Below are 21,870 nucleotides of genomic sequence, written 5' to 3'. Positions count from 1 at the left end.
CTCGGCTACGCCCCCCGCGAGGGGCCGCTACGGGTTCGACCCGGGTCCCCTCGGGGCCCGGGCGGTACGGACACGGGCGCCGCGGAAGCTGCTTCCACGGCGCCCGATCGTCTGGGTCAGCTCTTCGGCTGGTTCTTCGAGGTGATCTTGATCTTGCCGCTGACGATGTCGGCCTTGACCGCGGTCAGCTCGGACTTCAGCTCGGGGGAGACCTTCGAGTCGAAGTCGTGGAACGGCGCCAGGCCGACGCCGTTGTTGGCGAGGGTGCCGATGGTGGACTTGGTGGTGAACTGGTTGTTCGCCGCGGCCTTGACCGCGTTGAACACCTGGCCCTTGATGTCCTTGGTCACCGTGGACAGGAACACCGACTTGTACTGCGAGGCGCTCTCGTAGCCGTCCTGGTCGACCCAGATGACGCTGGCCTTGCCGCCGCTCTTCTGCACGGCCGAGGCCGCGCCGAGACCGGTCTGACCGGCGACCGGCATGATCACGTCGGCGCCCTGGGCGATGAAGTCGTTGGCGATCCGCTCACCGTCGGCCGGCGAGTCGAACTTGCCCGCGAGCGAGCCGTCGCCCTTGACGTCGTCCCAACCGATGACCTGGACGTTCTTGCCCTTGGCCTGGTTGAAGTACTTGACGCCCTGGACGTAGCCGTCCATGAACACGGTGACCGGCGGGATCGGCAGCGCGCCGAACGTGGCGACCTTGCCGGTCTTGGAGAAGCCCGCGGCGAGGTAGCCGCCGAGGAAGCCCGCTTCGGCCGTGTTGAACTGCAGCCCCTGCACGTTCGGCTCGATGCTGGCGGAGTCGACGATCGCGAACTTCTGGTCCTTGTGCGTCGACGCGGCGGCCTTGGTCGCGTCGGCCATCAGGCCGCCGACCGCGATGATCAGACCGCACTTGTCGTTCACGAGGCTGTTGAGGTTCGGAACGTAGTCGTTCTCGGTCTTCGAGGTGATGTACTTCACATCGACGCCCAGCTCCGACTTGGCCTGCTGCAGGCCCGCCCACGAGGAGGCGTTGAAGGAACGGTCGTCGATGCCGCCGGTGTCCGTCACCATGCAGGCCTTGAAGTCCACCTTGGCGGCCTGCGAACCGCCGGGGGTCGCACTGGTGCCCGAATCGGACTTCTTGTCGTCCTTGGGCTTGCTACCGCACGCGGCGGTGGCAGTAAGGGCGAGAGTGACGCCGACCGCAGCCGCGGTCACCTTGGATACCCGGCGCACGGGTGTCTCCTTCCGATGAGCGCCCCTTCGGGCGCTGCTCCCAGATGCAGACTCTGACGCGCTTGGTTCCCTGGTAAACGCGCGTAGACCTGCTAGCCGTCGGAGAGCATACCTAGTAAAAGAATATGAGCGACAAAAACCGTGAATCGCCACCGCAACACGCCCCGTTAGCCCGGCCGAGTAGCCGGAGCCGAGACGGGTCGGCGCGGAACCGGGCAGTCCGCGACATGACAAGACGGAAAAGACCCGGTGCCGCACGAGATCGAACGGCACCGGGTCGGAACATTACAGACTTACGAACGTGGGAGGAACGGGGACCGGGGTCGCGGTGGTTAACAGTTCCGCATACGTCCCATCTCGGCACTCCCGCCCGCACCGCGCGCACCGAGCCCGACCGGGGTCAGCGAACGGGCCGCAGCGCCAGCCCGGCGAACAGTTCGACGCCGATCCCGATCGCCCGCTCGTCGACGTCGAACTGCCCCTGGTGCAAGTCGTATACGGGGTGTCCGACGGGTCGCACACCGAGCCGGGTGAGTTCGCCGGGGACCTGGTCCAGGAACCACGAGAAGTCCTCGCCGCCCAGGCTCTGCTCGGTGCCCTCGACCGCACTCGCGCCCAGCACGCCGGTGGCGACCGTGCGCATCGCGTCGACCGCATCCGGGTCGTTGACCACCGGCGGCACGCCCCGGTGGTGTTCGAGCTCCCACTTGGCGCCGTAGGTCGAGGCGATCGAGTCCACCAGCTCGTGCATCAGGTCCGGGGCCTGCCGCCACGCCTCCAGATCCAGGCAGCGCAGCGTGCCCTCCAGCTCGCCGTACTGCGGGATCACGTTCGGCGCGGAGCCGGACTGGATCCGCCCCCACACCAGGCTGGCGCCCGAGCGCGGGTCGATCCGGCGGGAGAACGCCGAGGGCAGCTCGGCGGCGACCTTGGCCAACGCGGTGACCAGGTCGGTGGTGCGATGCGGGCGGGCGGTGTGGCCGCCCGCGCCGGTGAGCATGATCACCACGCGGTCGCAGGCCGAGGTGATCGCGCCGGAGCGCAGCCCGACCCGGCCGACCTCGACCTTGGGGTCGCAGTGGATCGCGTGGATCTCCCCGACGCCCGCCAGGCCGCCCGCCTTGATCACGTCCAGCGCGCCGCCGGGCAACTTCTCCTCGGCGGGCTGGAAGATCAGCCGGACCGGCCGGGTCAGCAGGCCCTCGCGAGCGAATTCGGCCAATACCAGGGCCGTGCCCAGCACGATCGAGGTGTGCACGTCGTGCCCGCACGCGTGCGCGCGACCGGGCACGGTCGAGCGATAGGGCACGTCTTTGACGTCGTCCACCGGCAGCGCGTCGATGTCGCCGCGGAAGGCGATCAGGTCGTCCCCGGCGCCTCGGCCGGCGGGCGACGCCCGCTCGGGTCTGATGTCGCAGACCAGGCCCGTCCCGGGCAGTAGTCGCGGGTGCAGGCCCGCGCGGACCAGCCGTTCCCGGATGAGTCCGGTGGTACGGAACTCCTCCCGACCCAGCTCTGGGTGCATGTGCAGGTCGCGTCGAAAGGCGACCAGCTCGTCGGCGAAAGCAGCGGCTTTGGCGGCGGCCTGGGCGGGGAGGGATTCGCTCACCCACGAAAGACTACGTTGCATCGGTCTTCGCGACGTGGTACGGAGCGAATTACCCCCGTTCGGGTGAGAAAAAAGCCTCCCCCCGGCGCATGCGCTACGGCCGGTAGGGGTATGACTGTGTGCTCGTTCCCGCAATGGCCGACTTTCGGGCGCTCGACCACGTATCAACCAAGCGCCCCATTGATCAGGACTGCCCTTGCCGCCCATGGAACGCGTCCAGGATGCGAGACGCGGCAAGCGTCGCGGTGAGATTGCCGTCCCGGACGTCGCGTTCGAGGTCGGGCACGATAGCCCGTACCGCAGGGTGTCCACGCAACTCCGCCAACAGCGAGTCGTAGACCGTCGCCCACGTCCAGTCGACCTGCTGTCGGCGTCGAAGTTCGGCCGACTCGCCGGTCGCCTCCAGGGTCTGCCGGTGTTTGAGGATGGTCTCCCAGACCTCGTCCAGGCCCTCGCCGGACAGCCCGGAACAGGTCAGCACGGGTGTCGTCCACGACTCCCCCGCCCGGCGCATCAGCCGCAGCGCGCCCGCCAGTTCGCGGGCCGCCCGGCGGGCCGCGAGGGCGAAATCGCCGTCCGCCTTGTTCACCGCGACCACGTCGGCCAGCTCCAGGACGCCCTTCTTGATGCCCTGGAGCTGGTCGCCGGTGCGCGCGAGGGTCAGAAACAGGAAGCAGTCGACCATGTTCGCCACCGTGGTCTCGGACTGGCCCACGCCGACCGTCTCCACCAGCACCACGTCGTAGCCGGCCGCCTCCATCAACACGATCGACTCGCGGGTGGCGCGCGCGACGCCGCCCAGCGTGCCGGCGGTCGGCGAGGGGCGCACGAAGGCGTTGTCGTCCACGGCGAGCCGGCCCATCCGGGTCTTGTCGCCCAGGATGCTGCCGCCGTGCCGGGACGAGGACGGGTCCACCGCGAGCACCGCCACCCGGTGTCCCGCGCCGGTCAGCCGGGTGCCCAGCGTCTCGATGAACGTGGACTTGCCCACACCGGGCACGCCGGTGATGCCCACCCGGTGGGCACCGCCGGCGTGCGGCAACAGCTTGACCAGCAACTCCTGCGCGAGGTCGCGGTGGTCGGCCCGAGTGGACTCGACCAGCGTGACCGCCCGGGCCAGGATCGTCCGGTTCCCCGCGAGCACGCCTTCGGCGTACGCGCCGACGTCGATCACCCGTGCCATCAGTCGACCGGCAGCTCGTGGTCCAACTGCCTGTACAGGCCCCTGAGCAGGTCCACCGCGGCATCGGCGATCACCGTGCCGGGCGGGAAGACCGCCGCGGCGCCCATCTCCAGCAGTGGCTGCACGTCGGCGGGCGGAATGACCCCGCCGACCACGACCATGATCTCCTCGGCGTCCAGCGCGGCCAGTTCCTGCCGCAACGCGGGCACCAGGGTGAGGTGACCGGCCGCGAGCGAGGACACCCCGACCACGTGCACGTCCGCCTCGACCGCCTGCCGGGCCACCTCGCCCGGCGTCTGGAACAGCGCGCCCACGTCCACGTCGAAGCCGAGGTCGGCGAACGCGGTGGCGATCACCTTCTGCCCCCGGTCGTGCCCGTCCTGGCCCATCTTGGCCACCAGGACGCGCGGCCGGCGGCCCTCCAGTTCCTCGAACCGGGCGACCAGCGAGCGGGCCGTCTCCACGTTCGGCGACATGCCCACCTCTTCCCGGTAGACCCCGGTCAGCGTACGGATCTGCGCCTGGTGGCGGCCGTACGCCGACTCCAGCGCGTCGGAGATCTCGCCGACCGTGGCCTTGGCCCGGGCGGCGTCCACCGCGAGCGCGAGCAGGTTGTGCTCCAGGTCGCGCGGCCGGGTGCCCTCGACGTCGGCCTGCGCCGCGCCGGACAGCGCGGCCAGCGCACGACGCACCGCGTCGTCGTCGCGCTCCTCGCGCAACCGGCGCAGCTTGTCCAACTGCCCCTCGCGGACCGCCTTGTTGTCGATCTTGAGCACGTCGATCGCCTCGTCGCTGGCGACCAGGTACTTGTTCACGCCGATCACCGACTGCCGGCCCGAGTCGATCCGGGCCTGGGTGCGCGCCGCCGCCTCCTCGATCCGCAGCTTGGGCAGACCCTCGGCGATCGCCGACGCCATGCCGCCGGCCCGCTCGGCCTCGGCGATGTGCTCCCGGGCCCGCACCGCGAGGTCGTGGGTGAGCCGCTCTATGTAGGCCGAACCACCCCACGGGTCGATCACGTCGCACGTGCCCGACTCCTGCTGGAGCAACAACTGGGTGTTGCGCGCGATCCGGGCGGAGAAGTCGGTCGGCAGCGCGAGCGCCTCGTCCAGCGCGTTGGTGTGCAGCGACTGGGTGTGCCCCTGGGTCGAGGCCATCGCCTCCAGGCACGTGCGCACCACGTTGTTGAACACGTCCTGCGCGGTCAACGACCAGCCCGAGGTCTGCGAGTGCGTGCGCAGCGAGAAGGACTTGGGGTTCTTCGCGCCGAACGACTTGACGATGTCGGCCCACAGCAGGCGCGCGGCGCGCAGCTTGGCGACCTCCATGAAGAAGTTCATCCCGATCGCCCAGAAGAACGACAGGCGCGGCGCGAACGCGTCGATGTCCAGGCCCGCCTCGACCCCGGCGCGCAGGTACTCGATGCCGTCCGCGAGCGTGTACGCCAACTCCAGGTCGGCCGTGGCCCCGGCCTCCTGGATGTGGTAGCCGGAGATCGAGATCGAGTTGAACTTCGGCATCTTCTGCGAGGTGTACGCGAAGATGTCGGAGATGATCGACATCGAGGGCTTGGGCGGATAGATGTAGGTGTTGCGGACCATGAACTCCTTGAGGACGTCGTTTTGGATCGTCCCCGTCAGGTGTTCCGGTGCCACCCCCTGCTCCTCCGCCGCGACGATGTAGAGCGCGAGCACCGGCAGTACCGCGCCGTTCATCGTCATCGAGACCGACATCCGGTCCAGCGGGATGCCGTCGAAGAGCTGGCGCATGTCGTAGATCGAGTCGATCGCGACGCCCGCCATGCCCACGTCGCCGGTCACCCGCGGGTGGTCCGAGTCGTAGCCGCGGTGGGTGGCCAGGTCGAACGCGATCGACAGGCCCTTCTGACCGGCCGCCAGGTTGCGCCGGTAGAAGGCGTTCGACTCCTCGGCGGTGGAGAAGCCCGCGTACTGGCGGATCGTCCACGGCTGGTTGACGTACATCGTCGGGTACGGACCGCGCAGGAACGGCGTGATGCCCGGGTAGGTGCCCAGGAAGTCGAGCCCTTCCAGGTCCTCCTCGGTGTACAGCGCCTTGAGCGGGATGCCCTCGGGGGTGTCGTGCGTCAGCGCGTCCGCGTCCTTGCCGGTCTCCTCGCGCACGGCGTCCCGCCACGCGTCGAGGTCGCCGGACGCGGGCGCGTCGAGCTCGACCTGGGTGAAGTCGGGAATGCTCATTTCGCCCCCTCCGGGGATTCCGCCGCGGTCTCGTAGGTGGCGTGCAGGACGGCGAGCGCGTCGCACCCGGTGTACACGTACCCGTCCAGGTCCGCTCCGTGCGCCTTTTGGCCCGCGAGCAGGATCCGGCGGGCGCCGGCCGCACGCAGCGCCGCGGCGGTCGGTGCCGCCAGGGCGGCGTAGATCTTCTCCGAGGAGGTGAGCACCACGGTCGCCGGCCGGCCGGCCGCCGTCCAGCGCTCCAGGATCTGCTCGATCGCGCCCTCGTCCACCTCGGTACCGCCCGCTTCGACGGCGGCGATGCCGCCGGCGGCGAACAGGTTGGCGGTGAAGCCGGCCCGTGCGGTGTACTGCGCGAGCGGGCCCAGGGTGGCCAGGAACACGCTCGGGCGGGCACCGGTCGCGGCGAGCAGCGCGTCCGAACGATCGCGCAGCGACTCGTACGCCTGGGCGTAGCGCACCCGGGGCAGACCGGCGGCGGAGACCGGCACCTCGGGCGCCGGTTCGCGGACGACCGGCGCCTCGGTCAGGTTGGGGAACTCGCTGACGCCGGTGATCGGGTCGGTGCGATCGGCGATGTCCCTGTCCCGCTTGGCGCGGACCTCGGCCAGTTGCTCGGCGAGCCAGCCCGAGTCCAGTACCGCGACGATCCCGCCGCGACGCTCGATCTCCTGGAAGAACGCCCAACCGGTGCGCGCGAGGTCGTCGGTGAGCTGTTCGACGAACCACGAGCCGCCGGCCGGGTCGATCACCTGCGCGAGGTGCGACTCCTCCAGGAGCAGCGCCTGCGTGTTGCGGGCTATCCGCCGGGAGAACGGGTCGGACCGGCCGATCGCGGCGTCGAAGGCGCGCACGGTGACCGCGTCGGCGCCGCCGACTCCGGCCGCGAAGGAGGCGACCGTGGTGCGCAGCATGTTGACCCACGGATCACGCCGGGTGGTCATCGCCCACGAGGTGAGCGCGTGTTGGCGCTGGGCGCCGGCCGTCGGGGCGGCACCGGACGCCTGGGCGACGCGGGCCCACAACCGGCGGGCGGCACGCAGCTTGGCGATGGTCGGGAACTGCTCCGCGGTGGCCGCGAAACGGAACTCGACCAGGCTCAGCGCGGTGTCCACGTCGAGTCCGGCCTCGGTCAGCGCGCGCAGGTAGGCGACGCCGGCGGCGGTGGCCGCGCCCAGTTCCTGGCCCTCCGAGCCACCCGCCTCGTGGTACGGCTGCCCGTCCACGACGATGGCCTGCAGGCCCGGGAACTCCGCGTGCGCCCGGGCCGCGAGCGCGGCGGCGGCGGCCGGGTCGGCGCCCGCCCCGGTGCGCGCGTGCTGCGAGATCGGGTCGGCGCCCAGGTTGCCGCGTACCTCCCCGGGGGCGACGCCGCTCGCGCGGAACACCGCGAGCAGCGCGTCGGCGGCCGCAACGAAATCGGCGCCGGTGGTCAGGGCCACCGGCGCCAGGTCGAGCAGCACGCCGTCGAGCGCGCGGGCCAGGTCGGCGGGCGCCAGTGCGCCCTCGCCCACCTGAAGGAAGACGGAGGTGACCCCGTTCTCCAAATCGGCCAGCACGCTCTCGTTGGCCCGGGCCGGGTCGGTGTCGGCGTGCAACTGGCGCACGTCCCAACCCTCCGCGGCGTGTCCGGCGGCGCGCGCGCCCCGGACGAACGGGCTCAGCCCGGGCAGGCCCGGCCGGGCGGCGGCCTCCGTGTACAGCGGGGACAGCGTGATGCCGTCATAGGTAGTGGTCGCGAGCAGGTCTTCGGGGCGCTCGGGCGCGTCACTCTCGCCCAGCACCTTCGATTTGCGGAGCACGCCGGCCACGAGGCGCTGCCATTGGTCCCGCGTGGGCTGCGGGAACTGGCTCGCGAAGGTGGACCCGGTAGACGTGCCGCCATCGACAGTAGCCTCCGTCATGGGTCGCATCGTAGGGACCGACGGGGCCGTTGAATACGCACTGCCGATGTGATGCCGGCCCTACCCGCCGGTCACCTCTGTGACCTGGGCCTTCACGCTTGCCCTGATCTTTCGTCCGCAAGCGTGGCGCTTTCACCCGTACGGGCGCTGACGGGGCGTCAGCATTTCGTGACCCGTGACGTCCGGGTCACCCGGATGGTTCCACTCCACGATGCGGAATGGATCACATCGCGCGCCCTGCCACAAGGGGGCCCCTGATCGGTGGCTACCATGGCCGGGGCCGGGCGACCGATACCCGGCCGGGCCGACCGACAACCAGAGGGTCCGACACGGATTGCGGACACCCTCCCAGCCGGCCGCGTCCCCCCATGTACCGCACCCGGAGGGTAGTTTCCGTGCCGGCTGGAACGCTCTACCGCGGCCGGGAAGGCATGTGGTCCTGGGTGGCTCATCGAGTCACCGGCGTCCTCATCTTCTTCTTCCTGTTCGCGCACGTCCTCGACACCGCACTCGTTCGTGTATCGCCCGAGGCGTACGACGAGACGATCGAGATCTATAAGAACCCGTTCGTCAACCTGCTCGAGTACGGGCTCGTCGCGGCCATCCTGTTCCACGCGCTCAATGGTCTGCGGATCATCGCGGTGGACTTCTGGGAGAAGGGCCCGCGCTACCAGAAGCAGATGCTCTGGACTGTCGTCGGCGTCTGGGTCGTGCTGATGGCCGGGAGTGCCTACCCGATCCTGCAGCACTCGATCAAGACCATCTTCGGGAGCTGAAGTGTCCGCCACCATCGAAAACGCGCCCAAGATCCACGGCGGCGGCCCGGCGATCGAGTCTCCGCGCAGCAAGCGTTCACCGCGTTCGACCAAGACCAACTTCGAGCTCTACGGCTGGCTGTTCATGCGGCTGTCCGGTGTGCTCCTGGTCGTCCTGGTGATCGGCCACCTGATCATTCAGCTCGTCCTGGACGGCGGTGTGACCAAGATCGGATTCGCGTTCGTCGCGGGCCGCTGGGCGTCGCCGTTCTGGCAGTCGTGGGACCTCATCATGCTGTGGCTCGCCGAGCTGCACGGTGTCAACGGTCTGCGCACGATCATCAACGACTACGCGGAGCGGGACCAGACCCGGTTCTGGCTCAAGGCGCTGCTCTACACGTCCGCGCTGATCGTGCTTTTCCTGGGGACCTTGGTGATCTTCACCTTCGACCCGAACATCGGTAGCTGACCAGTACCCGAGGACTGAACGAGCATCATGCAGACCCACAAGTACGACACCGTCATCGTCGGCGCGGGCGGCGCCGGCATGCGCGCGGCCCTGGAGTCGAGCAAGCGCAGCCGTACCGCCGTACTGACCAAGCTGTATCCCACGCGTTCGCACACCGGCGCCGCCCAGGGCGGCATGTGTGCCGCCCTGGCGAACGTCGAGGAGGACAACTGGGAGTGGCACACGTTCGACACGGTCAAGGGTGGTGACTACCTCACCGACCAGGACGCCGCGGAGATCATGTGCAAGGAGGCGATCGACGCCGTCCTGGACCTGGAGAAGATGGGCCTCCCCTTCTCCCGGACCCCCGAGGGCCGGATCGACCAGCGCCGCTTCGGTGGACACACCCGCGACCACGGCAAGGCGGCGGTGCGCCGCTCCTGCTACGCGGCGGACCGCACCGGCCACATGATCCTGCAGACGCTGTTCCAGAACTGCGTCAAGCAGAACGTCGAGTTCTACAACGAGTTCTACGTGCTCGACCTGCTCCTGGCCGAGGACGAGGCGGGCAACAAGACCACCTCGGGCGTCGTCGCCTACGAGCTGGCCACCGGCGAGATCCACGTCTTCCAGGCCAAGTCGGTGATCTTCGCGACCGGTGGCTTCGGCAAGGTCTTCAAGACCACCTCCAACGCGCACACCCTCACCGGCGACGGCATGGGCATCGCGTGGCGCCGGGGACTGCCGCTGGAGGACATGGAGTTCTACCAGTTCCACCCGACCGGTCTCGCGGGCCTGGGCATCCTGCTCACCGAGGGTGCCCGCGGCGAGGGTGGCATCCTGCGCAACGCGGACGGCGAGCGCTTCATGGAGCGCTACGCGCCGACCATCAAGGACCTCGCGCCGCGTGACATCGTCGCGCGTTCGATGGTCCTGGAGGTGCTCGAAGGCCGCGGCGCGGGTCCCAACAAGGACTACGTCTACCTCGACCTGACGCACCTGCCGGCGGAGCAGATCGAGGAGAAGCTGCCCGACATCACCGAGTTCGCGCGCACCTACCTGGGCGTCGAGCCGACCACCGAGCTGGTCCCGGTGTACCCCACCGCGCACTACGCGATGGGCGGCATCCCGACCAACGTCGAGGCCGAGGTGCTCTCCGACAACACCACGGTGGTGCCCGGCCTGTACGCGGCCGGCGAGGTCGCCTGCGTGTCCGTGCACGGCTCCAACCGGCTGGGCACCAACTCGCTGCTCGACATCAACGTGTTCGGCCGGCGGGCCGGTATCGCCGCCGCCGAGTACGCCACGTCGCACGACTTCGTCGAGCTGCCCGAGGCCCCCGAGGCCACGGTGGTCGAGCTGATCGAGCGGCTGCGCGACAGCGCGGGCACCGAGCGGGTCGGCGCGATCCGTGCCGAGATGCAGGAGACGATGGACGCCAACGCCGGCGTCTACCGCACCGAGGAGACGCTCAAGCAGGCGCTCTCCGACATCAAGGGCCTGCAGAAGCGCTACCTGGACGTCTCCATCCAGGACAAGGGCAAGCGGTACAACACCGACCTGCTCGAGGCGATCGAGCTGGGCTTCCTGCTCGACCTCGCCGAGGTCCTGGTCGTGGGCGCGCAGAACCGCAAGGAGTCCCGCGGCGGGCACGCCCGCGAGGACTACCAGGCGCGCGACGACGAGAACTACATGAAGCACACGATGGCGTACCGCGAGGTCGACGCGAAGGGCGAGCACTCGATCCGCCTGGGCTACAAGCCGGTCGTGGTCACCCGCTACCAGCCGATGGAGCGTAAGTACTGATGACTGCCGTAGTGGAAGAGACCGCGCCCGGCAAGGGGCACGGAGCCACGGCCGCCGAGCGTGACCACACCCTGATCACGATCACGCTGCGGATTCGCCGGTTCAACCCGGAGACCGACGCGGAGCCGTACTGGCAGGACTTCAAGGTCGAGGCGGACCCGACCGAGCGCATCCTGACCGCGATGATGAAGATCAAGGCGGAGCAGGACGGCTCGCTGACCTTCCGGCGCTCCTGCGCGCACGGGATCTGCGGCTCGGACGCGATGCGGATCAACGGCCGCAACCGGCTGGCCTGCAAGACCCTGGTCAAGGACCTGGACATGGCCAAGCCGATCACGGTCGAGGCGATCAAGGGTCTGAAGCTGGAGAAGGACCTCGTCGTCGACATGGATCCGTTCATGCAGGCGTACAAGGACGTGATGCCGTTCCTGATCACGTCGGGCAACGAGCCGACGCGCGAGCGTCTGCAGTCGCCCGAGGACCGGGAGAGGTTCGACGACACCACCAAGTGCATCCTGTGCGCGGCGTGCACCACGTCGTGCCCGGTGTTCTGGAGCGACGGGCAGTACTTCGGCCCGGCCGCGATCGTCAACGCGCACCGGTTCATCTTCGACTCGCGGGACGAGGGCGCCGAGGAGCGCCTGGAGATCCTGAACGAGAAGGAGGGCGTGTGGCGTTGCCGGACGACCTTCAACTGCACCGAGGCGTGCCCGCGTGGCATCGAGGTCACCAAGGCGATCCAGGAGGTCAAGCGCGCGCTGATCTTCCGCCGCGTGTGATCGATTGACGCGAGGAGGCCCGGGACCGTGTGGTCCCGGGCCCTCCTGCGTTTCCGGCCGGCGCGTTTCGGCTAGCGCGCTTCGGCCGCGCGTACCCGGTCGCCGTGGCGCAGGGTCGCGGCACGCAGCGCGATCTCGGCGTCGACGCCCCGGCGGGCGGCCAGTTCGGTGACGGCGAGCAGCAGGTCGCCGATCGCCTCGGGGCCGGTGTAGGCGTCGTCCGCGAAGGCCGTCGGCAGTTCGGGCGTGGGCACGGTCAGGCCCGCTTTGCGGGTCCGGGACAGGTACTTCGCCGCGAGCGCGAGCGCGGGTTGGCTCGCCGCCACGCCGTCCAGCGCCGAGTCCCGGTCGCTCTTCTCCGCCGCCTTGAGCGCGTCCCAGTTGGCCTCGACCGCCTCCGGCGTATCCGCCTCGACATCGGCGAACACGTGCGGGTGGCGGCTGATCAGCTTGTCCACGATGCCGCCGGCCACGTCGTCGATCGAGAACGGGTCGGCCTCGTCCTCCTCGGCCACCCGGGCGTGGAAGAACACCTGCATCAGCACGTCGCCGAGTTCCTCGCGCAGGTGCTCGCGATCCCCCGAGTCGATCGCGTCGACCAGTTCGTAGGTCTCCTCGACCAGGTACCGGGCGAGCGACTCGTGGGTCTGCTCGGCGTCCCACGGGCAACCGCCGGGCGAGCGCAGCCGGTCCATCACCGCGACCAGGTCGAGCAGCCGCGCGCCCGGCAGGTCCCACGCGCCGGGCAGCAGTTCGATCTCCGGGATCGGCTCGGTGTCCTGATCGCCCGCCGCGACCCGGGCCAGTGCCGGGCCCAGGCCCGGGTCGTCGTCGGTGGCCGCGAGCCACACCACCAAGCCGGTCCGGGCCCGCTCCAGCAACCGGCGGGCGAGCGCGCCCGGGCCGGTGTCGAGGTCGACGATCTCGACCTCGACACCGGCCTCGCGCAGATACGGCAGTTGCGGGTGGTCGGCGTCCGCGGTCAGCACACACCCGGTCGGGGTGCCGGCCGCCTCGCGCAGCGTGTGCCACGCGGGCCAGCTCAGCAGACCGGGGGCGACCCGATGGGTCCCGGCGAGCAGGACGAGACGGGCGGGCGGCGCGGAAGCAGACGAGTCACTCACCCGGCCAGCCTACGGTTTGACTCAGGTGCCGCTCTCCGCGCCGGGCGGGACCTCCACCAGGCCCGCGCCCGCGGGCTGGGTGCCCGGGGCGAGCCACGAGTAGGCGGCGGGCGTGGTGGTCAGCTTCGCCGAGTTCCAGGAGCCGTACCTGGGGTTCACGGTGATCTTCATCGAGCTCGCGACGTCGCTCAGGTAGGCGTTCAGTTGCTCCTGGCCCTCTGCCGTGCCGAGGGTGATGCCGCGGGCCTTGGCGATCTCGGACTTGAGCGCCTCGGTCCGGATGAAGTCGTCGACCTCGCCGGGCAGCACGCCGGTCTGGAGCAGCCGGACCTGGAGTGCCTCCGGGCTGCCGAGCCGCTTCTCCAGGCTGCGACGGGCCTGGAGCACCTGGGTCGCGTTCACCGTGCTGTGGTTGCGCCGGGCCGCCTCGTCGACCACGCGGCGCTGGATGAGCTGCACCAACTCGGCCTGGTTGGCCTCCAGTTGGGCGTTCGCACCGGCCAGCGGCAGGTTCTGCCGGGAGAACGCCTGCTCCAGCTTGTCGACCTTGGCGTTCAGGGTGGAGATCTCGATCCGGTCCTTGCCGACCACGGCGGCGGCACCGGCCTTGGACTCCGAGCAGCCGGCGAGCGCGAATCCGGTGACCAGCACCAGGCCCACCGCGGCCACCCGGGCCCGGGACGCGGATCGCCGCCGGCGGCGCGCGGAATCGACAGGGACTGAACGCGACGTGCGACTCACACGAACTCCCGGGGCTCGATGGCGCTGTACGGCGGTACGACTGTCGGCCACGGCAGGCGTGCGACCCATGACCAACGATCAAAGATACGGGTGGGCACGCCCGAAGTCCGCACATTCGCCAAGATCATCCGGGCCGGCCGGCGACTCGCGGCAGGTCCCGGGCGGCCGACCGCACCGCCCGGGAGCTGCCGCTACTTCGTCGCCGCGGCGATCGGCTCCAGCAGGATCGCGTCCACCAGGTCACGCGCCCAGGCCAACAACGCGACGTCGCGCAGCGGCCGGCCGCCGATCCGGGCGGTCATCGGCTTGGGCACCAGGATCTGCCGAGTGGGCGCCTTGACCAGGGTCTTCGGGTAGAGCCGCTGGAGCCGCAGTTGTTGCGACTCGCGCAGGTCGACCGGTCCGAACCGGACGAAGTTGCCCTGGAGGGTGACGTCGGCCAGGCCAGCCCCGCGCACGTGCGCCCGGAACCGGGCCACCTCCAGCAGGTTCTCCACCGGCTGCGGCAAGGGTCCGTAGCGGTCCACCAGTTCGGCCCGCACCGCGTCGATGTCCGACTCGCAGGTGATCGCCGCGATCCGCCGATACGCCTCCAGGCGCAGCCGTTCGCCGGGCACGTAGTCGTGCGGGACGTGCGCGTCGATGGGCAGTTCGACCCGGATCTCCGAGATCTCCTCACCGGCCTCGCCGCCCGCCGCGAGTTCCTTGTACTGGTTGACCGCCTCGCCCACCATGCGCACGTAGAGGTCGAACCCGACGCCCGCGATGTGCCCGGACTGCTCGCCGCCGAGCAGGTTGCCCGCGCCGCGGATCTCCAGGTCCTTCATCGCCACGAACATGCCCGCGCCCATCTCGGTGTGCTGGGCGATGGTGGCGAGCCGCTCGTGCGCGGTCTCGGTCAGCGGCTTCTCCGGCGGGTACAGGAAGTACGCGTACGCGCGTTCGCGGCCGCGGCCGACCCGACCGCGGAGCTGGTGGAGCTGGGACAGGCCGAAGTTGTCGGCCCGCTCGACGATCAGCGTGTTCGCGTTGGAGATGTCGATGCCGGATTCGACGATCGTGGTGCAGACCAGGACGTCGAACTCCTTCTCCCAGAAGTCCACGACCACCTGTTCGAGCGCGTTCTCGTGCATCTGGCCGTGGGCGATCGCCACCCGGGCCTCGGGCACCAGTTCGCGGATCTTGGCGGCCGTGCGATCGATCGACTCGACCCGGTTGTGGATGTAGAAGACCTGGCCCTCGCGCAGCAGTTCGCGCCGGATCGCGGCGCCGATCTGCTTCTCCTCGTACGGGCCGACGAAGGTCAGCACCGGATGCCGCTCCTCCGGCGGGGTGGTGATCGTGGACATCTCGCGGATGCCGGTGACCGCCATCTCCAGGGTGCGCGGGATCGGGGTCGCGGACATGGTCAGCACGTCCACGTTCGCGCGCAGCTTCTTGAGCTGCTCCTTGTGCTCGACGCCGAAGCGCTGTTCCTCGTCGACGATGACCAGGCCCAGGTCCTTGAACTTCGTCTCGGCCGAGAACAGTCGGTGGGTGCCGATCACGATGTCGATCGAGCCCTCGCGCAGGCCCTCCAGGACCGCCTTGGCCTCGGTCTCGGTCTGGAACCGGGACAACGACTTCACCACGACCGGGAACTGCGCGTAGCGCTCGGAGAAGGTGGAGAAGTGTTGCTGGACCAGCAGCGTGGTGGGCACCAGGACGGCCACCTGCTTGCCGTCCTGGACCGCCTTGAACGCCGCGCGCACGGCGATCTCGGTCTTGCCGTAGCCCACGTCGCCACAGATCAGCCGATCCATCGGGATCGCCTTCTCCATGTCGCCCTTGACCTCCTCGATCGAGGAGAGCTGGTCGGGCGTCTCGATGTAGGGGAAGGCGTCCTCCAGCTCGCGCTGCCACGGGGTGTCCGGGCCGAACGCGTGTCCGGGCGCGGCCATCCGGGCGGAGTAGAGCTTGATCAGGTCGCCGGCGATCTCCTTGATCGCCTTCTTCGCCTTGGCCTTGGTCTTGGCCCAGTCGGCGCCGCCGAGCCGGTGCAGCGACGGGCTCTCGCCACCGACGTACTTGGTCACCTGTTCGAGTTGGTCGGTGGGTACGAACAGGCGGTCGCCCGGTTGGCCGCGCTTGGCGGGCGCGTACTCCAGGACCAGGTACTCGCGCTGCGCGCCCTGCACGGTGCGCTGGAGCATCTCGACGTAGCGGCCGACGCCGTGCGACTCGTGCACGACGAAGTCGCCGGGCTTGAGCTGGAGCGGGTCGACCATGTTGCGCCGTCGACTCGGCAGCCGGCGCATGTCCTTGGTGGAGGTGCGCTGGCCGGAGACGTCCTCCTCGGTGAGCACGAGGGTGCGCAGCGATTCGGAGCCGAAGCCGTGGCCGATACAGCCGGTGGTCACGTGTACGACGCCGGTGTCCGGCACCCGGTCCAGGTCGGCGTCCAGGCGGGCGGCCACGCCCTCGCCGGACAACGTCTCGACGAATCGGGCGGCCGGGCCGTGGCCCTCGGTGACCAGCACCACGCGCCAGTCCTCGGCGAGCCGGCCCTTGATCTCGGCCAGCACCCGCTGGGCGTCGCCGCGGTACGCCTCGACCTCGACCGCGCCGATCGCGGTGCCGGTGTCGTCGGCGTCCGCGCTGAACGGGCTGAGCGACCACCAGGGCACGCCGATCTCGGCGGCGTGCTCGCGCACGTCGGCCAGGCTCCACAACGACGCGGCGCCCAGGTCGATCGGGCTCTCCCCGCCGCCCGCCGCCGCGGCCCAGGAGGCGTCCAGGAACTCGCGGCTGGTGGCCACCAGGTCCGCCGAGCGGGTACGTACCCGTTCCGGGTCGCAGACCAGCACGTGGCTCCCGGCCGGCAGCACGTCCAGGAGCAGCTCCATGTCGTCCACCAGGGCGGGCGCGAGCGACTCCATGCCCTCGACCGCGATGCCCTCGGCGATCCGGCCGAGCATCTCGACCAGCCCGGGGTGCTCCACGAGCAGCTCACGGGCCCGTTCGCGGACCGGGTCGGTGAGCAGCAGCTCGCGGCAGGGCGGTGCCCACAGGCCGTGCTCGGCGGTCTCCAGGGAGCGCTGGTCGGCGACCTTGAACCAGCGGATCTCCTCGACCTGGTCGCCCCAGAACTCGACCCGGAGCGGGTGCTCCTCGGTCGGCGGGAAGACGTCCAGGATGCCGCCGCGCACCGCGAATTCGCCGCGCTTCTCCACCAGGTCGACCCGGGAGTAGGCGGCGGCCGCGAGTTGCTCGACGACGGTCTCCAGGGCGATGTCCTGCCCGGCGGTCAGCGCCACCGGCTCCAGGTCGCCGAGCCCCTTGACCTGGGGTTGCAGCACACTGCGAATCGGGGCGACGACGACCTTGAGGGTGCCGGTGCCGGCGTCGGCGAGGCCGCCGGAGGTCGGGTGCGCGAGTCTGCGCAGCACCGCGAGTCGGCGCCCGACGGTGTCCGAGCGCGGGGAGAGCCGCTCGTGCGGCAGCGTCTCCCACGAGGGGTATTCCACGACGGAGTCCTCGGGCAGCAGCGACCCGAGCGCGGCCACCAGGTCCTCGCACTCACGGGTGGTGGCGGTGACCGCGAGCACCGGGCGGTCCGCGCGGGCCGCGATGGCGGCCACCACGAACGGGCGCAGTGCCGGTGGTCCGACGAGGTCGAGGGTGGTACCGCGGCCCTCGGACGCGGCCCGCACCGCCTCGGCGACGGCGGGGTCCTGGACGACGATGTCTAGCAGACCGGTCAGACTCATGGGCCGGTTGGATCCTCCGCAACGCGAACGGCCCCGACCTTGGAAAAGGACCGGGGTTCCCCGTCAACCCTACGCCCGAAGGGGTCGGTGCCGCCCGCGATGACAACGTGTGACTGTGACCAGTACCGCCTACCTCTCCCCCTTGGCAATGCGACTGTTAGGGGGTCCAATGGCCTGCGAACAGGAATCTGACGGGTCGTCGGATTTTCGACGGGCCGTCGGGAGTCCGGGGCGGCGGCTGGAGCAGGGGAGACGACGGACACCATGAGCAGCGCGCAGCAAAAGCTCTACATCGGCGGCGAGTGGGTCGAGCCGGACCGCGGTCACTACGAGGTGATCAATCCGGCGACCGAGGAGGTCGTGGGCCTGGCGCCCGAGGCGTCCGTGGAACAGGCGAACGCGGCCGCCGCGGCGGCGGCCGAGGCGTTCGGCACCTGGTCGCGGACCACGCCCGAGGAGCGCGCGGGCATCCTGGACCGGGCCGCGGATCTGTTCCTGAAGATGGGCGCCGAGGTGGTCCCGCTGGCCGCCGCGGAGACCGGGGCGACCCTCGGGGTCGCGGGCATGATGCAGTTGGGCACCACGTACTCGCGCTTCAAGCGCTACGCCAAGGGCGCCCTGGAGCCGACCGAGACCCCGCTTCCCCCGCAGGCCGTCCCGGAGACCGCGCTGAGCAAGGCGGGCATCTTCGGTGCGCTGGAGGTGCGCCAGCCGGTCGGCGTGGTCACCTGCATCACCTCGTACAACAACCCGCTGGCCAACACCGCGGGCAAGGTCGCGCCGGCGCTGGCGATGGGCAACACGGTCGTGGTCAAGCCCGCGCCGCAGGACCCGCTGGCGGTCTACCGGATGGCCCAGGCGCTGGAGGAGGCCGGGCTGCCGCGCGGCGTGCTGAACATCATCACCGGCTCGGGGGTGGACGTCTCCGAGGCGACGGTGGCCTCGCCGTACGTGGACATGATCAGCTTCACCGGCTCGACGTTGATCGGCTCGCGCATCGCGGAGGTGGCGGGCCGCACCTTCAAGCGCCAGTTGATGGAGCTCGGTGGCAAGGGCGCGTGCATCGTGCTCGACGACGCGGACCTGGACGCGGCCGTGCACGGCATCGGCACGGTGTGGAGCTTCTACGCGGGCCAGATCTGCACCGCGCCGACCCGGGTGATCGCCCAGCGCGGCATCTACGACCGGCTGGTGGAGCGGCTGGCCGAGCACGCGAACGGCCTGAAGGTGGGCAGCCCGCTGGACCCGGCGACCCAGGTCACCCCGGTCATCTCGGCGGTGCAGCGCGGCCGGGTGGAGGCGCTGATCGCCAAGGGCCGCGAGGAGGGGGCACGCCTGGTGACCGGCGGCGAGCGGCCGGACCTGGCCAAGGGCTTCTTCGTCGCGCCCACGCTGTTCGCGGACGCGACCAACGAGATGACCATCGCGCGCGAGGAGTTCTTCGGCCCGGTGGTCACCGTGATCCCGTTCGACGGGGACGAGGAGGAGGCGATCCGGATCGCCAACGACTCGGACTACGGGCTGATCTCCTACGTGTTCGCGGGCGACACCACGCGTGCCTACACCATCGCGCGCCGGCTGCGCTCGGGCGGTGTCGGGGTGAACACCGTGGGTCGCAACATGGAGGCGCCGTTCGGCGGCTTCAAGCAGTCCGGCGTCGGCCGGGACGGCGGCTCGTACGGGTTGGCCGCCTACAGCGAGATCCAGAGCATCGTCTGGCCCAGCGCCTGACCTGCTCGCCACGACCGCGAACGGCCCCGGGATCCTTCCCCGGGGCCGTTCGCATGTTCGGGCCCGGGTCGCCTCGGGTTCGCCGGTTTTCCGCGTGCCGGTGCGATTGTCCCCCTAGCCTGAGGGGCGGTCCGCGGCGCTCGGCCGCGGGCTCGTCAGGGGGGATCACGCACGATGGCACAGCCGCAACGCCTGGTCCGGGCCTGGTCGGTGCGCGCGGGCGCCGCGCGCACGCAGGTGGAAGCCGGGGCGCGGGCGCGACGATGGTTGTGGTTTCGCGAGGCGTTCCCGGACATCGAGCGGCTGCGGGTGGTGGACCTGGGCGGCTCGGCCGAGTTCTGGTGGCACGCCCCGGTGCGGCCCGCGCACGTACGGGTGGTCGCGACCGCGGCCGAATCCGCGGATTCGACCTCGTGGTTGGTCCACGAGGCGGCGGATCCGCTGGAGTGGTCCGGGAGTTGCGACCTGGTGGTGTGCGACGGGCTGCTCGACCGGTTGGCGCTGCCGACCGCGCGGGCAAGGTTGGCCGATGTCGTGCACGCCTCGGCGGAGCGCTACTGGCTGCGCGCCGCCGCCCGGGAGCACCCGATCGATCCGCAGACCTCGTTGCCCGCACTGCATCTGATGCCCGATCACCTGCGATCGCGGATCGCCGGAGCGGCGCCCCGGGTGTTCCCGGCCCGGCGCGGCGAGTTGGTCTCGCGCTTTCCGGGGGCGGTGGTGCGCGGCGAGCGGGTGGCCGGGCTGGTGTCGTCGTGGGTGGTGGCCAAACCACGTGCCGATCACGTGCCGGGCCACGCCTGACGTTGCATCACCAACCGCTCGGGGGTGGGCGGTTGCGCGAGGAGGGGGTTTCTCGGATGCGTGTTGTCATCGCCGGTCAGGGCTATGTGGGGCTGCCGCTGGCCGTGCGGGCCGCCCAGGTGGGCCACGAGGTGGTCGGTTACGACGTCGACGAGGGGCGGGTCAAGCGGCTGGCGGCGGGCGAGTCCTACGTCGAGGACATCCCGTCCGCGCACGTGCGGGCGATCCTGGACGCGGGCAGCTACCGCGCCACCACCGAGCCGCGCGATCTGGGCGGCTACGACATCGCGGTGATCACCGTGCCCACGCCGCTGCGCGAGGGCGTCCCGGACCTGAGCTACATCGAGGAGTGCGCCCGCACGCTGGCCCGCTATCTGCGGCCCGGCGCGTGTGTGGTGCTCGAATCGACCACCTATCCGGGCACCACCGAGGAATTGGTCGGCCCGATCCTGGAGGAGGGCTCCGGCCTGACCGCGGGCCGGGACTTCCACCTGGGCTACAGCCCGGAGCGGATCGACCCGGGCAACCCGACCTGGAACCTGGTCAACACGCCGAAGGTGGTCTCCGGGGTGGACGCCGCCTCGCTGGCGGTCGTGGAGGACTTCTACGGCTCGCTGATCGATCGTGTCGTGCCGGTCTCCTCGCCGAAGGAGGCCGAGTTGGTCAAGTTGATCGAGAACACCTTCCGGCACGTGAACATCGCGCTCGTCAACGAGGTCGCGATGTTCGCCCACGACCTGGGCATCGACGTGTGGGAGGCGATCGACGCCTGCTCGACCAAGCCGTTCGGCTTCCTGCGCTTCACGCCGGGGCCGGGGGTCGGCGGGCACTGCCTGCCGATCGACCCGTCGTACCTGTCCTGGCGGGTGCAGCGCGCGCTCGGTCAAAGCTTTCGTTTCGTCGAGTTGGCCAACGACGTCAACAACCACATGCCGGACTACGTGATCCGCCGGCTCACCGCCGCGTTCAACACCCGGCGCCGCTCGGTGAACGGCTCCCGGGTGTTGCTGGTGGGACTCGCCTACAAGAAGAACACCGGCGACGCCCGCGAATCGCCGTCCACGCACGTGGCCCGGTTGTTGCTGAACCTGGGCGCGGAGGTCACCGCCGCGGACCCGCACGTGGATCTCGCCCAGGTCGTGGACGCCCGGTTGCGGCGGGTGGAGTTGACCGCGGAGACGGTGGCCGCCGCGGACGCCGTGGTGCTGCTCGTCGATCACGACGACGTCGATCTGGATCTGTTGCGCGGCGCCGACTACGTGCTCGACTGCCGGCGGGTGCTCGGCGCGGGTCCCAACATCGAGGTTTTGTAGGGCCGTTCCGGCCCGGCCGGGCGCCCGGTGGTCGTGGGTGTCGACCACCGGGCGCGGCTTCGATCCGGGTCCGGTCGGTCCCGCTCGTCCCTGCTCGTCCCGCCCGTCCGCCGCCGGGACCCGACGGCTACCTGTACTCGATGATCTTCGTCTTGTGCCCGGTGGCCTTGGTGTGCGCCTTGGCCGCCACCTGCGCCGCGTCCTTCGACCGGTATCGCTGGCGGGCGCCGTCGGACTTCGACGCACAACCGTTCTCCTGGCAGACCCATCCCCAGGTGCTCATGGACAACCTCCAGACATCGCAGGCGCCACCCCCGCCCCGTGGGACACGAATGACTTGGACGGCCACACCGCAGCACTTGCGGCCGCCGTACGGCCGACACTCGGCACGTCATGACACGCTCGTGACGGAACCCGGACGTTTCGGAGAAAAACGTTTTCCTTTTGAATGCCTAACGCGTCGTTACCGACATACAAAGGAT

The 21,870-nt window shown here is 70.2% G+C and carries 16 protein-coding genes; 7 read left to right on the top strand and 9 right to left on the bottom strand.

Annotated elements, in window-relative coordinates; all coding sequences use genetic code 11:
• Positions 1 to 116 precede the first annotated feature (116 nt).
• From ABZ374_RS08215 to ABZ374_RS08195, 5 genes are all read right to left on the bottom strand, one after another.
• The gene (locus tag ABZ374_RS08215; RefSeq protein WP_360308006.1) at positions 117 to 1,226 is read right to left on the bottom strand and encodes a BMP family ABC transporter substrate-binding protein; all 1,110 of its coding nucleotides are present in this window, start codon (positions 1,224 to 1,226) and stop codon (positions 117 to 119) included.
• A gap of 400 nt (positions 1,227 to 1,626) precedes the next feature.
• The gene (locus ABZ374_RS08210; RefSeq protein WP_360308003.1) at positions 1,627 to 2,856 is read right to left on the bottom strand and encodes an amidohydrolase; all 1,230 of its coding nucleotides are present in this window, start codon (positions 2,854 to 2,856) and stop codon (positions 1,627 to 1,629) included.
• Positions 2,857 to 3,019: 163 nt separating this feature from the next.
• Positions 3,020 to 4,018, bottom strand: coding sequence for a methylmalonyl Co-A mutase-associated GTPase MeaB (gene meaB / locus ABZ374_RS08205; RefSeq protein ID WP_360308000.1), 999 nt, complete (start codon positions 4,016 to 4,018; stop codon positions 3,020 to 3,022).
• Entirely contained in the window at positions 4,018 to 6,234 is a 2,217-nt protein-coding gene (gene scpA / locus ABZ374_RS08200; RefSeq protein ID WP_360307997.1) for a methylmalonyl-CoA mutase, read from the bottom strand. Before scpA ends, meaB begins: the two co-directional genes overlap by 1 nt.
• A complete protein-coding gene (locus tag ABZ374_RS08195; RefSeq protein WP_360307994.1) occupies positions 6,231 to 8,138 on the bottom strand; it encodes a methylmalonyl-CoA mutase subunit beta in 1,908 nt (635 codons plus the stop codon). Before ABZ374_RS08195 ends, scpA begins: the two co-directional genes overlap by 4 nt.
• 395 nt (positions 8,139 to 8,533) lie before the next feature.
• Between ABZ374_RS08195 and sdhC the strand changes: the two genes are divergently transcribed.
• The 4 genes from sdhC to ABZ374_RS08175 are packed head-to-tail and all read left to right on the top strand — an operon-like array spanning position 8,534 to position 11,926.
• The gene (gene sdhC / locus ABZ374_RS08190; RefSeq protein WP_360307991.1) at positions 8,534 to 8,914 is read left to right on the top strand and encodes a succinate dehydrogenase, cytochrome b556 subunit; all 381 of its coding nucleotides are present in this window, start codon (positions 8,534 to 8,536) and stop codon (positions 8,912 to 8,914) included.
• Between the two features lie 13 nt (positions 8,915 to 8,927).
• Positions 8,928 to 9,362 (top strand): succinate dehydrogenase hydrophobic membrane anchor subunit, encoded by a 435-nt coding sequence (locus ABZ374_RS08185; protein ID WP_360308378.1) that lies wholly within the window; start codon positions 8,928 to 8,930, stop codon positions 9,360 to 9,362.
• Between the two features lie 27 nt (positions 9,363 to 9,389).
• A complete protein-coding gene (sdhA, locus tag ABZ374_RS08180) occupies positions 9,390 to 11,147 on the top strand; it encodes a succinate dehydrogenase flavoprotein subunit (protein WP_360307988.1) in 1,758 nt (585 codons plus the stop codon).
• On the top strand, positions 11,144 to 11,926 hold the full coding sequence (locus ABZ374_RS08175) for a succinate dehydrogenase iron-sulfur subunit (RefSeq protein ID WP_026219069.1): 783 nt from the start codon (positions 11,144 to 11,146) through the stop codon (positions 11,924 to 11,926). The genes sdhA and ABZ374_RS08175 overlap by 4 nt, the downstream gene beginning before the upstream one ends.
• Positions 11,927 to 11,997: 71 nt before the next feature.
• On the opposite strand, the gene ABZ374_RS08170 is transcribed toward ABZ374_RS08175, so the two are convergent.
• The 3 genes from ABZ374_RS08170 to mfd form a co-directional block, all read right to left on the bottom strand.
• A complete protein-coding gene (locus ABZ374_RS08170) occupies positions 11,998 to 13,050 on the bottom strand; it encodes a MazG family protein (protein ID WP_360307985.1) in 1,053 nt (350 codons plus the stop codon).
• 21 nt (positions 13,051 to 13,071) lie between these two features.
• Entirely contained in the window at positions 13,072 to 13,719 is a 648-nt protein-coding gene (locus ABZ374_RS08165; RefSeq protein ID WP_360307982.1) for a SurA N-terminal domain-containing protein, read from the bottom strand.
• Positions 13,720 to 13,982: 263 nt separating this feature from the next.
• Complete coding sequence (gene mfd / locus ABZ374_RS08160) at positions 13,983 to 17,540, bottom strand: transcription-repair coupling factor (protein WP_360307979.1); 3,558 nt, start codon at positions 17,538 to 17,540, stop codon at positions 13,983 to 13,985.
• A 264-nt stretch (positions 17,541 to 17,804) separates the two neighbouring features.
• On the opposite strand from mfd, the gene ABZ374_RS08155 reads away from it, so the two are divergent.
• The 3 genes from ABZ374_RS08155 (at position 17,805) to ABZ374_RS08145 (ending at position 21,388) form a co-directional block, all read left to right on the top strand.
• Positions 17,805 to 19,271 (top strand): aldehyde dehydrogenase family protein, encoded by a 1,467-nt coding sequence (locus ABZ374_RS08155; RefSeq protein ID WP_360307976.1) that lies wholly within the window; start codon positions 17,805 to 17,807, stop codon positions 19,269 to 19,271.
• A gap of 174 nt (positions 19,272 to 19,445) precedes the next feature.
• Complete coding sequence (locus ABZ374_RS08150) at positions 19,446 to 20,075, top strand: hypothetical protein (protein WP_360307973.1); 630 nt, start codon at positions 19,446 to 19,448, stop codon at positions 20,073 to 20,075.
• Positions 20,076 to 20,131: 56 nt separating this feature from the next.
• Positions 20,132 to 21,388 carry a nucleotide sugar dehydrogenase gene (locus tag ABZ374_RS08145; protein WP_360307970.1) on the top strand — a complete coding sequence of 419 codons (1,257 nt, stop codon included), beginning with the start codon at positions 20,132 to 20,134 and terminating at the stop codon, positions 21,386 to 21,388.
• A gap of 127 nt (positions 21,389 to 21,515) precedes the next feature.
• On the opposite strand, the gene ABZ374_RS08140 is transcribed toward ABZ374_RS08145, so the two are convergent.
• Positions 21,516 to 21,671 (bottom strand): hypothetical protein, encoded by a 156-nt coding sequence (locus ABZ374_RS08140; protein WP_360307967.1) that lies wholly within the window; start codon positions 21,669 to 21,671, stop codon positions 21,516 to 21,518.
• Positions 21,672 to 21,870: the final 199 nt, after the last annotated feature.

This window comes from Embleya sp. NPDC005971 (assembly GCF_040629175.1).
Lineage (GTDB): Bacteria > Actinomycetota > Actinomycetes > Streptomycetales > Streptomycetaceae > Embleya.
This window is presented reverse-complemented; position numbering and strand designations above follow the sequence as displayed.